Genomic DNA, 10798 nt, shown 5'->3' with positions numbered 1-10798 from the left:
ACGACAGCGTGATCGCCTGGCCGTTGTTGTTGAGCGTCATCAGCACGGCCATGTCCTTCTTCGGGCCGCCGATGCCGAGCTGCACGCCGTAGATCAGGCCGTACAGCACGTGCGCCGCATCCAGGTCGCCCGAGACGAGCTTGTCGCGCACGCCGGCCCACGAGGCTTCCTTGGACGGTGTGATCTTGATGCCGTACTTCTTGTCGATGCCCAGCGTCGAGGCCATCACCACCGAGGCGCAGTCGGTGAGCGGGATGAAGCCGACCTTCAGCTCGGTCTTCTCAGGCGCGTCCGAACCGGCCGCCCAGGCGCCGGCGCGTACCAGCGGATCGATCAATGCCATTGCAGTCCCTCCGGCGACGCTCGCCATGGTCTTCACGACACGGCGACGCTTGGGGTTGATCGGGGTGTCGGTCTTGTCCGGCGCGGCCATCCGTGGCTCCAAAGAAATGGCGCCCCGATGCGCGGCACCGCCCATCCGCCAGGGAGGGTCGCCGTGCCATGCATCGGGACGCCGTTGTCCCGTGCCGATACCCACGTTGGCATCGGCTCGCAGCAGTTCTCGCAAGGGGTGTGCCAGCATGGCGTTCTCGGGGCCGACGCACGGCGCTCAGGTCTGGGCGAGCGAGGTCTTGAACTCGGCGTCTGCCGTTCGGAACTCGGCGAGCGAGGTGCGGAACTCGGCGCTTGGTGTTTTGGACTCGGTGCGCGGGGTTTTGAACTCGGCGTTTGGAGTTCAGAACTCGGCACGCGAGGTTCAGAACTCGGCGCTTGGCGTTCAGAACTCGGCGCGTGAGGTTCAGAACTCGGCGTTTGGAGTTCAGAACTCGGCGCGCGAAGTTCAGAACTCGGCGCTCGGCGTTCGGGGCTCGGCGTGCGAGGTTCAGGACTCGACTTTCGGCGTTCAGAACCCGGCGTTCGAGGGGCCGAGGCTGGCGCGTCGGGCGCCAACCGCCGCGCGCGACTGGTGCGTTGATGGCGCCGGACTTGTGCGCCGCACCAAAACTGGGCGACGCTCCGGCGGCTCAGCCCGCCATCACGTCGATCACCCGCTGGGCCGCTTCCACCAGCTTGATGTTGCGGTCCATCGCCATCTTGCGCAGGCGCTTGAAGGCGTCGTCTTCCGACAGGTTCATCTGCTTCATCAGCAGGCCCTTGGCGCGCTCCAGCACCTTGCGCTCGGCCAACTGGGTCTTGGCGGTGTCGAGTTCGGCGCGCAGGGCGCGTTCGTGCTCGAAGCGTGCGTAGGCAACATCCAGCACCGCCTTCACGCGCGTGGGCTTGATGCCGTCGACGATGTAGGCGGTGATGCCGGCCGCGAAGGCCGATTTGATGCGGGTGGCGTCGTCGTTGTCGGTGAACAGCACGATGGGGCGCGGCGCGTGCTGGGTGGCCACGCAGACGTGCTCGATGGTGTCCCGCGCGGCCGATTCGGAGGCGACGATCACCATGTCGGGCTGGGTTTGCGCGATGCGCTCGGGCAGGGTCAGGTCGGCGTCGGCCAGGCCCATGTCGATGAAGCCGGCCTCGGCCAGCCCGGCGCGGATCAGCTCCAGGTTGACCTGCTCGGCATCGAGCGGATCGCGCACCAGCAGCACGCGCATGGGCGCTGCCGAGGCGGACGGCGCGGATGGGGCAGAAGGGGCGGGCGGCTTCACGTGCATGGTGCAAAGTGGGGCGTTGTGCACGGCACTCATGCAAGAACCGCGCCGGGGCGGTGCGGGTGTATCCTCGCAAGCTCGTCGGTCGCCGGGGGGCGGTGGCCGCAGTGTCCCCACCTGTTCTATCTAAGCGTATTTAGAGGAGACCCGCATGACCGATTTCGTCGTCACCCCGCCCGCCGTCAATGGCATTCCCGTCCGAGGCGGGCAAGGCCAGTTTCCGGTGCGCCGCGTGTACTGCGTCGGCCGCAATTACGCCGCCCATGCCCGTGAGATGGGTTCCGACCCCGACCGCGAACCGCCGTTCTTCTTCTGCAAGCCGGCCGATGCCGTGCGCTACATCGCCGACGGCGAGACCGGCCAGTTCGTCTACCCGACCGAAACCAAGGAGTGCCACTACGAGATCGAACTCGTCGTTGCCATCGGCACGGGCGGGCGCGACATCGCCGTCGATGCGGCGGCCAAGCACATCTACGGCTACGCCATCGGCCTGGACATGACGCGCCGCGACCTGCAGAACGCTGCCAAGAAGGGCGGCCGCCCGTGGGAGACCGGCAAGGCCTTCGACGGCTCGGCCCCCATCGGCCCGATCGTGCCGGCCAAGGATGTGGCCCACCCGGACAAGGGCGCCGTGACGCTGTCGGTCAACGGCCGCGAACACCAGCGCGGTGATCTGTCGGACCTGATCTGGTCGGTGCCGGAAACCATTGCGTATCTGTCGCGCCTGTTCGAGCTGCGCCCGGGCGATCTGATCTACACCGGCACGCCCGAAGGCGTCGGCCCGGTCGTCGTCGGCGACCTGATGGTCGGCAAGATCGACGGCGTGGGAGAGCTGCACGTGAAGGTGATTTGATAGACCCGCTAGAAGAGTCAGAAGCCATGTCGATCAAGCTGTACAACTATTTCCGCAGTTCGGCGTCATTCCGCGTGCGTATTGCCCTGGAGGTCAAGGGCCTGCCGTACGACTACGCGCCGGTCCACCTGCTCAAGGGCGAGCAACTGGCCCCCGACTTCGTCAAGCTGAACCCCGATGCGCTGGTGCCCGTGCTGTGCGATGGCAACGACGTGCTGAACCAGTCTTTGGCCATCGTCGAGTATCTGGAAGAGACGCATCCCGAGCCCACGCTGCTGCCGGGTTCGGCGAGTAATCGCGCGCATATCCGCGCGATTGCGCTGGCGATCGCATGCGAGATCCATCCGCTCAACAACCCGCGCGTGCTGAAGTATCTGAAGCACTCGTTCAACGTGGAAGAAGAAGCGCGCAACGAGTGGTATCGCCACTGGGTGAAGCTGGGGTTTGCGGCGCTGGAAACGCGGCTGTCACAGTCGCCGCTGACCGGCGCCTACTGTGTTGGCGACACGCCAACGCTGGCCGACGTGTGCCTCGTGCCGCAGGTGTTCAACGGCAAGCGGTTCGATGTGGCGGTGGAAGATTACCCGACGCTTGCGCGCATCTTTGCGCACTGTATGGCGCAGGAGGCGTTTCAGCGGGCTGCGCCTGCGGCGCAGCCGGATGCGGTTTCCGCGTAATTTGTAGCGGTACTGCGCAAAACAAAACGCCCTGATCAAGTCAGGGCGTTTCTACGTTGGAGCGTTGCGCGCGAGGGTGGTCAACCCAACAACGCATCCGCAAATTCGCGCGCAGAAAACGGCTGCAAATCCTCCACCTGCTCGCCCACGCCGATGAAGTACACCGGCACCGGCCGCTGCCGCGCGATGGCGGCCAGGATGCCGCCCTTGGCGGTGCCGTCCAGCTTGGTGACGATCAGGCCCGTGAGGCCCAGCGCTTCGTCAAAGGCTTTGACTTGCGCGAGGGCGTTCTGCCCCGTGTTGCCGTCGATCACCAGCAGCGTTTCGTGCGGCGCCGTGGCCATCGCCTTGGCCGTCACGCGGCGCACCTTCTTCAGCTCTTCCATCAGGTGCAGCTGCGTCGGCAGGCGGCCGGCGGTGTCGGCCATGACGATGTCGATGCCGCGCGCGCGCGCCGCGTTGACCGCGTCATAGATGACGGCAGCCGGGTCGCCCGATTCCTGCGCCACCACCGTCACGTTGTTGCGCTGGCCCCAGACCACCAACTGCTCGCGCGCGGCGGCGCGGAAGGTGTCGCCGGCGGCCAGCAGCACCGATTGGCCATAGGTCTGGAAGTGCTTGCATAGCTTGCCGATGCTGGTGGTCTTGCCGGCGCCGTTCACGCCCGCAATCATGATCACCATCGGCTGCTCGCGGCCGAGCACCATGGTCTTTTCCAGCGGGTGCAGCAGCTCGATCAGCAGGTCGCGCAGGGCCGTCTTTACACCCTCGGCGGTTTCGATGCGCTCGGCCTTGATGCGGCGGCGCAGCTCGCCCAGCAGATACTCGGTCGCGTCGACACCGGCATCGGCCATCAGCAGCGCGGTCTCCAGCTCTTCAAACAGCGCCTCGTCCACCTTCACGCCGACGAACAGCGTGGTCAGGTTCTTGCTCGTCTTCGACAGACCCGAGCGCAGGCGCGACATCCAGCCCTTGCGGGCCTCCTCGACCACGGGCGGCGTCGGCACGGTTTCGACGTCGTCGGCCTGCATGTCGAGCACGGCGGACGTGGCCGGCAGGTCGGGCACCGCAACGGGTGCGGGCGCAGCGACGGGTACGGGGACAGCGGCCGGGGCGGGCGCCGGCGCGGGCACCTGAGCGGCTGCCGGTGCAGCGGCGGGCGCGACGGCTGCCGTCGGTTCGACGGCAGGCTGCGGCTCTGCCTTACGTTTTTTCCAGAAACTAAACATCGTGAGGGCGGGTCAATTCGCCATTAGAATCAAGCGTCGAATCTTATCAGACGGCCCCCTATGCGCTCTTCCTTGCGAAACGTTTCGAACCGTCCCCGGCCCAGCCTCTGGCGCATGGCCGGTATTGCCCTGGCGGCAGGCCTGCTGGCCGGCCATGTTGCAGCGCAGGAGAAGGCCGGCTCATCGGCGCATCCGGCAGCGGTCGTTGCCGGCACCCAGGTCGGTGCCAGCCAGGCCGATACGCACGAATACAAGCTCGCCAACGGCCTGCGTCTGATCGTCAAGGAAGACCACCGCGCGCCCACGGCCGCCCACATGGTTTGGTACCGCGCTGGCAGCATCGATGAGCACAACGGCACCACGGGTGTCGCCCACATGCTCGAGCACATGATGTTCAAGGGCACCAAGGCGGTCGGCCCCGGCGAGTTCTCGCGCCGTGTCGCCGCCCTGGGCGGGCGCGAGAACGCCATGACCACGCGCGACTTCACGATGTATTTCCAGCAGATCGAGAAATCGCACCTGGCTGACGTGATGGCGCTCGAAGCCGACCGCATGGCGAACCTCCAGCTGACCGACAAGGAGTTCAAGCCGGAGATGAACGTGGTGAAGGAAGAGCGCCGCATGCGCATCGACGACTCCGCGCGCTCCACCGTCTACGAGCAGATGCTCGCCACGCTGTTCAACGCCGCGCCGTACCGCAACCCGACCATCGGCTGGCCGGGCGATCTCGATACGATGACGGTGCAGGACGCGCAGAACTGGTACCACGCCTGGTACACGCCCAACAACGTCACCGTGATCGTCACCGGCGACGTGAAGGCCGACGAGGTCTACCGCCTGGCGCAGCGCACCTACGGCAAGCTCAAGCCGCACGACCTGCCGCGTCGTTACGCGCAGGACGAGCCCAAGCAGATCGGCACCAAGCGCATCTGGGTCAAGGCCCCGGCCGAGAACCCGTACGTGGTGCTGGCCTACAAGACGCCGCCGATCAAGGATGTAGAGAAGGACGTCGATCCGTACGCGCTGGAGGTGCTCTCCGCCGTGCTGGATGGCTATGACAACGCGCGCCTGCCGAACCAGCTGGTCAAGGGAGACAAGCGCCTCGCCGATGACGTCAACGCCGGCTACGACGGCATGAACCGCGGCCCGTCGATCTTCTTGCTCGACGGCACGCCCGCCGACGGCCACACCACCGCCGAGATCGAACAGGCCCTGCGCGCGCAGGTCGACCGCATTGCCCGCGAGGGCGTGACCGAGGCCGAGCTCAAGCGCGTCAAGGCGCAGGTCGTGGCCGGGCAGATCTACAAGCGCGATTCAGTGTTCGGGCAAGGCATGGAGATCGGCTTGGCCGAGATGACCGGCCTGTCCTGGCGCGAGCTCGACCGCATGCTGGAGAAGATCAAGGCGGTGACGCCCGCGCAGATCCAGCACGTCGCCAAGACGTACTTCACCGACGACAACCTGGTGGTGGCGACGCTGCTGCCGCAACCGATCGATCCGAACAAACCGGCGCGCAAGCCCATCCCCGGCATGCGCGATGAAGGAGGGCTGCGTTGATGCGCGCCATGTCCCTGACCCTGAAGACGGCGCTGGCCGCCGTCATTGCAGCGGCTGCGCAAGGTGCGCTGGCCGCGCTGCCGATCGAACACTGGACGGCCGCTACCGGCGCGCGCGTGTTCTTCGTGCCGAGCCCGTCGATCCCGATGCTCGACATCAACCTCGACGTGGATGCCGGCTCGCGCTATGAGGCGGCGCCCAAGGTCGGCTTGGCCTCGCTCACGGCGGGCATGCTCGACAAGGGTGTCGCCGCGGCCGGCAAGGCGCCCGCGCGCGACGAAGCCGCGATTGCCGATGCCTTTGCCGACGTGGGCGCGAGCTTCGGCGGCGGCGCCGGCGGCGACCGCACCAGCATCCGCCTGCGCACGCTGTCCGACCCGGCCGAGCGCGGCCCGGCGGTGGACCTGATGGCGCAGATCGTCTCCGCGCCGACGGTGCCCGACGCCGTGCTCGCGCGCGACAAGGAGCGCCTGGTGGCGTCCATCCGCGAAGCGCTGACCAAGCCGGCGGTGCTGGCCGACCGCGCCTTCGGCACGGCCATCTACGGCACGCACCCGTACGGCCAGTCGCCCACGCCCGAGACGGTGCAGAGCATCTCCCGCGACGACATCCTCCGCTTCTACCGTGCCAACTACACGGCCAAGCGCGCTGTCGTCACGCTGATCGGCGCGATCAGCCGGCAGGAAGCCGAGGCCATCGCCGAGCAGATCACGCGCGGCCTGCCGGCCGATGGCGCGACGCCGCCCGCGTTGCCGGCCGTCAAGGAGCCGCTGGAGAAAGCGGAGACCGTGCGCATCCCGCACCCGGCGCAGCAGGCGACCATCGTGATGGGCCAGCCGGCCATCGCCCGCGGCGACAAGGACTACTTCCCGCTGCTGGTCGGCAACTACGTGCTGGGCGGCGGTGGCTTCAGCTCGCGCCTGACCAACGAGGTGCGCGAGAAGCGCGGCCTGACCTACAGCATCGGCAGCGGCTTCGCGCCCGCCGCGCAGCCGGGCCCGTTCCAGCTGGAACTGCAGACGCGCAAGGACCAGACCAACGAGGCGTTGACGGTGGTGCGCGACACGCTTGGCCGCTTCGTCGCCGATGGCCCGACCGACACGGAACTGAAGGCGGCCAAGGACAACCTGGTCAACGGTTTCCCGCTGCGCCTGGACAGCAACCGCAAGCTGCTGGACAACGTCGCCAACATCGCCTGGTACAACCTGCCGCTCGACTACCTCGATACGTGGACGCAGCGTATCGCCGCCGTCACGCGCGAGCAGGTGCGCACGGCATTCCAGCGCGTGCTGCAGCCGCAGACCATGGCAACCATCGTGGTGGGCGGTCCGGCCACCAACTAGGCGACGGGCCCCACAACTGCAAAAAACCGGCGGATTTCCCGCCGGTTTTTGTTTGCGCGCACTTACAATCCCGCCCATGGCATCCCGCATTTCCAACCGTCCCCAGCCCAAGGTCAAGACCGCCACGTCGCATGCGCGCGCGCCGCAGCAGGTGCGCATCATCGGCGGGCAGTACAAGCGCACGCCGCTGCCGGTGATCGACGCTGAGGGTCTGCGCCCGACCGGCGATCGTGTCCGCGAGACCGTGTTCAACTGGATTGGCTCAGACCTCTCCGGCTGGCGCTGCGCCGACCTCTTTGCCGGCACCGGCGCGCTCGGCTTCGAGGCGGCCTCGCGCGGCGCGGAGCAGGTGACCCTGGTGGAAAACCACGCGCCGGCCCTGCGCGCGCTGCACGCCGTGCGCGACAAGCTGCGCGCCGACATGGTCGATATCGTCGCCAGCGATGCCTTCGCCTGGCTGGCGCGCCAGCCGGACGGTGCCTTTGATATCGTCTTCATCGACCCGCCGTTCGCGCAGGACTGGACCCTGCGGGCGCTGGAAGCGGCGCTGCGGGTGGTGCCCGAAGGCGGGCTGATCTATGTGGAAGCGCCGCAGCGGCTGGTGGAAGCCGTGCCGGGCGAGGGCGAGGCGCCCGAGGCCGGCGTGCCGCTGCCGGCTGGCGTGGGACTGCACAAGCACTTGCGCGCCGGGGCGGTACATGCGCATTTGCTGCTGCGCAAAAACGGTTAAACTACGCCGCTCGTTGCCCATGCGTGGGCAGCTTGCGGCACCTCGGCAGGTTGTTCCTGCCGGCGATGCGCGCGGCAGACTCGGGACCTGCCGCACACGACAACGGTGTCCGACCGCAGCAGGCGCGGCCAAGTCCCTCGCCGCGCAACCGGACGCTTTTTTCCCCTTGGTGGAGGAACCATGGTGATCGCGGTTTATCCCGGCACATTCGATCCGTTCACACGCGGCCACGAAGACCTCGTGCGGCGTGCATCCAACATCTTCGACGAGCTGGTCGTTGGGGTGGCGCAGAGCCCGAACAAGCGGCCGTTCTTCGCGCTGGAAGAGCGCATCCACATCGCGCGGGAAGTGCTCGGCCACTACCCGAACGTGCGGGTGGAGGGCTTCTCAGGGCTGCTGAAGGATTTCGTGCGCAAGAACAACGCGCGGGTGATCGTGCGCGGCCTGCGCGCCGTGTCCGACTTCGAGTACGAGTTCCAGATGGCGGGCATGAACCGCTACCTGCTGCCGGACGTCGAGACTATGTTCCTCACGCCGTCGGACCAGTACCAGTTCATCTCCGGCACCTTCGTGCGCGAGATCGCCATCCTGGGCGGCGATGTCAGCAAGTTCGTGTTCCCGTCGGTCGAGAAATGGCTGAAAGAGAAGACCGGCAAGTCTGAAGAGTCCGACAAAACGGCTTAAAATGACACTTTGGCGGGAGCCCTCCCGCCGGTCATTTCAAGGAACAGCACCATGGCGCTCATAATCACCGATGAGTGCATCAATTGCGACGTATGCGAGCCGGAGTGCCCGAACGACGCGATTTCGATGGGCCCGGAAATCTACGTGATCGATCCGGGCAAATGCACCGAATGCGTCGGCCACTTTGACGAGCCGCAATGCCAGCAGGTCTGTCCGGTCGACTGCATCCCCAAGGATCCGGCCCACACCGAGACCCGCGAGCAGTTGATGCAGAAGTACGTCAAGCTGACGGCTGCCTCGCGGGCAGCCTGAGCACCCGCAGGAAAAAGAAAAGAGACGGCCTGGACCGTCTCTTTTCTTTGGTGCGTCCGCACCGACCTCACTGAATCGGCAGCAAATCTTCCGGGCCGTCGTAGTCGTAGCCGGGTTCGCAGACGATGCGATACAGCGGCGGGTGCGGATGCGGCGGGCGCGGCATGATCTGCGCGGGTGGCACGCTTGGCGCCAGCAGCTTGCCGCCGTTGGCCTGCTGCGGCGAGACGATCCGCGGCATGGGCGTCGGGCTCACCACTGGCATGGGCACCGGGTACGGATAGGGCACCGGGCCGACATAGACGCGGTGGCAATAGCGGATGCTGTCTTGCGCGATGGCCGTCCTGCGCTGCTGCTCAAGCCGGGCCTGCTCGGCGGCCTGCGCGGCGATGGCGATGCGGGCCTGGCGCGCGTCGTCTTCTGCTTGGACCTTGCGGCGGGCGGTCTGGTCTTGGCGCAGTTGGGCGGCTTCAGCGCTGGCGCGTTCGCGGGCAGCCTTCTGGTCGGCGGCGCTGGGCGTGTCGTCGACCAGCGGTACCGGCTTTGCGCGCGCGCCGCAGGGGTGGTCGGAGTAGGTGGTCTGGCCATTCTCGTTGCAGCGATAGACCTCTGCCTGCGCGGGCAGGGCTGCTGACAGGCCGAGCGCCAGACCCGCCAGCGCGGCGGCGCGTAAGGGGAGGGAGGCGAACGGCGTCATGGCGATGTCCTCGCTGTGTTGACTCAGCCTGCGGTATGCAGGCGCATCATGGACTTCTCGGCGTTGCCGGCAATCAGGTCCGGCAGCGCATCCAGGCTTCGATCGATGGCGCGATCGATCTGCTCCTGCTCTTCCCGGCGCGGCGCCTTGAGCACGAAATTGGCCACATCGTGCTGGCCCGACGGCGCGGTGCCCGGCGGCAGCAGGTTGCGCGGGTGCCCGATGCCCAGGCGCAGGCGCCAGAATTGCTGCGTGGTCAGGTGCGCGGCGATGTCCTTCAGGCCGTTATGGCCGCCCGAGCCGCCCCCGAGCTTGAGCTTGACCGCGCCCGGCGGCAAGTCCAGCTCGTCGTGCGCGACCAGGATCTCGTCGGGCATCACCTTGTAGAAGCGCGCCAGCGCCACGGTCGACAGGCCGGAGCGGTTCATGAAGGTCTGTGGCTGCAGCAGCCACACCTCGTGGCCCCACAGGTTGGCGCGCGCGGCATAGCCGTGGAAGCGCGTCTCGTTGCGCAGCGACACGTTGCCCATGCGCGCGAGCTGGTCGACCAGCCAAAAGCCGGCGTTGTGCCGCGTGGCTGCGTATTCGGCGCCCGGATTGCCGAGCCCGACGATGAGTTTGATCATGCGATTCGGTTCAGGGTGAGGTGCAGGAAGCGCCCCGTGATCGTACAAGCATAGCCGCTTCCAGGCAGGGGGAAGCGGGGCGCTGCAGGCAGAAAAAAAGCCCGGCGAGACTGGCTCGACGGGCTTTTTCGTCTCGCACCCGAAGGCGCGAGGTGCGGCAGATGCGCGGCAGCTTAGGCAGCCGGCTTGTCTTCGCCTGCAGCAGCAGCGCCTTCTTCGGCAGCGGCGGACTTCTCGCCAGCCGGCACGCTGATGTTGGCCACGGCCGGGTTCTCATCGCCACCGTGGGTGAGGATGGTCACGCCCTTCGGCAGCTTCAGGTCGGAGATGTGCAGGGTCTGGCCGATTTCCAGGGTGCCCAGGTCCACTTCGACGAACTCCGGCAGGTCGGCCGGCAGGCACGACACTTCGACGTCGTTCAGGATGTGG

General features: G+C 67.0%; 12 protein-coding genes and 1 pseudogene. 7 read left to right on the top strand and 6 right to left on the bottom strand.

Going from position 1 to position 10798, the window contains the following annotated elements; translation table 11 throughout:
* Nucleotides 1-433: ABC transporter substrate-binding protein (locus tag QZ609_RS19775; protein ID WP_295498431.1), on the bottom strand; the 433-nt coding region annotated here is incomplete at its 3' end.
* Nucleotides 434-1025: 592 nt separating this feature from the next.
* Nucleotides 1026-1664, bottom strand: a complete 639-nt coding sequence (locus tag QZ609_RS19770) for an ANTAR domain-containing protein (protein WP_295498428.1) — start codon at nt 1662-1664, stop codon at nt 1026-1028.
* Nucleotides 1665-1812: 148 nt separating this feature from the next.
* Here QZ609_RS19770 and QZ609_RS19765 point away from each other — a divergent pair, with 148 nt between their 5' ends.
* The gene (locus QZ609_RS19765) at nt 1813-2514 is read left to right on the top strand and encodes a fumarylacetoacetate hydrolase family protein (RefSeq protein WP_295498425.1); all 702 of its coding nucleotides are present in this window, start codon (nt 1813-1815) and stop codon (nt 2512-2514) included.
* 26 nt (nt 2515-2540) lie between these two features.
* Entirely contained in the window at nt 2541-3191 is a 651-nt protein-coding gene (gene maiA, locus QZ609_RS19760; protein ID WP_137911027.1) for a maleylacetoacetate isomerase, read from the top strand.
* A gap of 80 nt (nt 3192-3271) precedes the next feature.
* Here maiA and ftsY read toward each other — a convergent pair whose 3' ends face one another.
* A complete protein-coding gene (gene ftsY / locus QZ609_RS19755; RefSeq protein WP_295498420.1) occupies nt 3272-4420 on the bottom strand; it encodes a signal recognition particle-docking protein FtsY in 1149 nt (382 codons plus the stop codon).
* 60 nt (nt 4421-4480) lie between these two features.
* On the opposite strand from ftsY, the gene QZ609_RS19750 reads away from it, so the two are divergent.
* The 5 genes from QZ609_RS19750 (at nt 4481) to QZ609_RS19730 (ending at nt 9046) form a co-directional block, all read left to right on the top strand.
* Nucleotides 4481-5977, top strand: a complete 1497-nt coding sequence (locus tag QZ609_RS19750) for a pitrilysin family protein (RefSeq protein WP_295498417.1) — start codon at nt 4481-4483, stop codon at nt 5975-5977.
* The gene (locus QZ609_RS19745) at nt 5977-7320 is read left to right on the top strand and encodes a pitrilysin family protein (protein WP_295498414.1); all 1344 of its coding nucleotides are present in this window, start codon (nt 5977-5979) and stop codon (nt 7318-7320) included. The genes QZ609_RS19750 and QZ609_RS19745 overlap by 1 nt, the downstream gene beginning before the upstream one ends.
* A 76-nt stretch (nt 7321-7396) precedes the next feature.
* Nucleotides 7397-8050, top strand: coding sequence for a 16S rRNA (guanine(966)-N(2))-methyltransferase RsmD (gene rsmD / locus QZ609_RS19740; RefSeq protein WP_295498411.1), 654 nt, complete (start codon nt 7397-7399; stop codon nt 8048-8050).
* Nucleotides 8051-8230: 180 nt separating this feature from the next.
* Complete coding sequence (gene coaD, locus QZ609_RS19735) at nt 8231-8734, top strand: pantetheine-phosphate adenylyltransferase (RefSeq protein WP_295498408.1); 504 nt, start codon at nt 8231-8233, stop codon at nt 8732-8734.
* Nucleotides 8735-8785: 51 nt separating this feature from the next.
* Nucleotides 8786-9046 (top strand): YfhL family 4Fe-4S dicluster ferredoxin, encoded by a 261-nt coding sequence (locus tag QZ609_RS19730; RefSeq protein WP_295498405.1) that lies wholly within the window; start codon nt 8786-8788, stop codon nt 9044-9046.
* A gap of 67 nt (nt 9047-9113) precedes the next feature.
* On the opposite strand, the gene QZ609_RS19725 is transcribed toward QZ609_RS19730, so the two are convergent.
* The 3 genes and pseudogenes from QZ609_RS19725 to QZ609_RS19715 all read right to left on the bottom strand — a co-directional run.
* Nucleotides 9114-9743, bottom strand: a complete 630-nt coding sequence (locus QZ609_RS19725; RefSeq protein WP_295498403.1) for a DUF4124 domain-containing protein — start codon at nt 9741-9743, stop codon at nt 9114-9116.
* A gap of 23 nt (nt 9744-9766) precedes the next feature.
* A complete protein-coding gene (gene pth, locus QZ609_RS19720; protein WP_295498401.1) occupies nt 9767-10369 on the bottom strand; it encodes an aminoacyl-tRNA hydrolase in 603 nt (200 codons plus the stop codon).
* A 173-nt stretch (nt 10370-10542) separates the two neighbouring features.
* A pseudogene (locus tag QZ609_RS19715) lies at nt 10543-10798 on the bottom strand (50S ribosomal protein L25); the annotation flags it as partial.

Origin of the sequence: uncultured Ralstonia sp. (assembly GCA_913056305.1) — a bacterium.
In the GTDB taxonomy this organism is placed as follows: domain Bacteria; phylum Pseudomonadota; class Gammaproteobacteria; order Burkholderiales; family Burkholderiaceae; genus Ralstonia.
Note: the sequence above shows the minus strand (reverse complement) of the source record. Positions and strands in the feature narration are given on the sequence as shown.

Excerpts from the sequence above, each read along its gene's own strand:
- QZ609_RS19770 (WP_295498428.1), bottom strand. The coding sequence starts at position 1,664 with ATGCACGTGAAGCCGCCCGCCCCTTCTGCCCCATCCGCGCCGTCCGCC.
- QZ609_RS19765 (WP_295498425.1), top strand. The coding sequence starts at position 1,813 with ATGACCGATTTCGTCGTCACCCCGCCCGCCGTCAATGGCATTCCCGTC.
- maiA (WP_137911027.1), top strand. The coding sequence starts at position 2,541 with ATGTCGATCAAGCTGTACAACTATTTCCGCAGTTCGGCGTCATTCCGC.
- ftsY (WP_295498420.1), bottom strand. The coding sequence starts at position 4,420 with ATGTTTAGTTTCTGGAAAAAACGTAAGGCAGAGCCGCAGCCTGCCGTC.
- QZ609_RS19750 (WP_295498417.1), top strand. The coding sequence starts at position 4,481 with ATGCGCTCTTCCTTGCGAAACGTTTCGAACCGTCCCCGGCCCAGCCTC.
- QZ609_RS19745 (WP_295498414.1), top strand. The coding sequence starts at position 5,977 with ATGCGCGCCATGTCCCTGACCCTGAAGACGGCGCTGGCCGCCGTCATT.
- rsmD (WP_295498411.1), top strand. The coding sequence starts at position 7,397 with ATGGCATCCCGCATTTCCAACCGTCCCCAGCCCAAGGTCAAGACCGCC.
- coaD (WP_295498408.1), top strand. The coding sequence starts at position 8,231 with ATGGTGATCGCGGTTTATCCCGGCACATTCGATCCGTTCACACGCGGC.
- QZ609_RS19730 (WP_295498405.1), top strand. The coding sequence starts at position 8,786 with ATGGCGCTCATAATCACCGATGAGTGCATCAATTGCGACGTATGCGAG.
- QZ609_RS19725 (WP_295498403.1), bottom strand. The coding sequence starts at position 9,743 with ATGACGCCGTTCGCCTCCCTCCCCTTACGCGCCGCCGCGCTGGCGGGT.
- pth (WP_295498401.1), bottom strand. The coding sequence starts at position 10,369 with ATGATCAAACTCATCGTCGGGCTCGGCAATCCGGGCGCCGAATACGCA.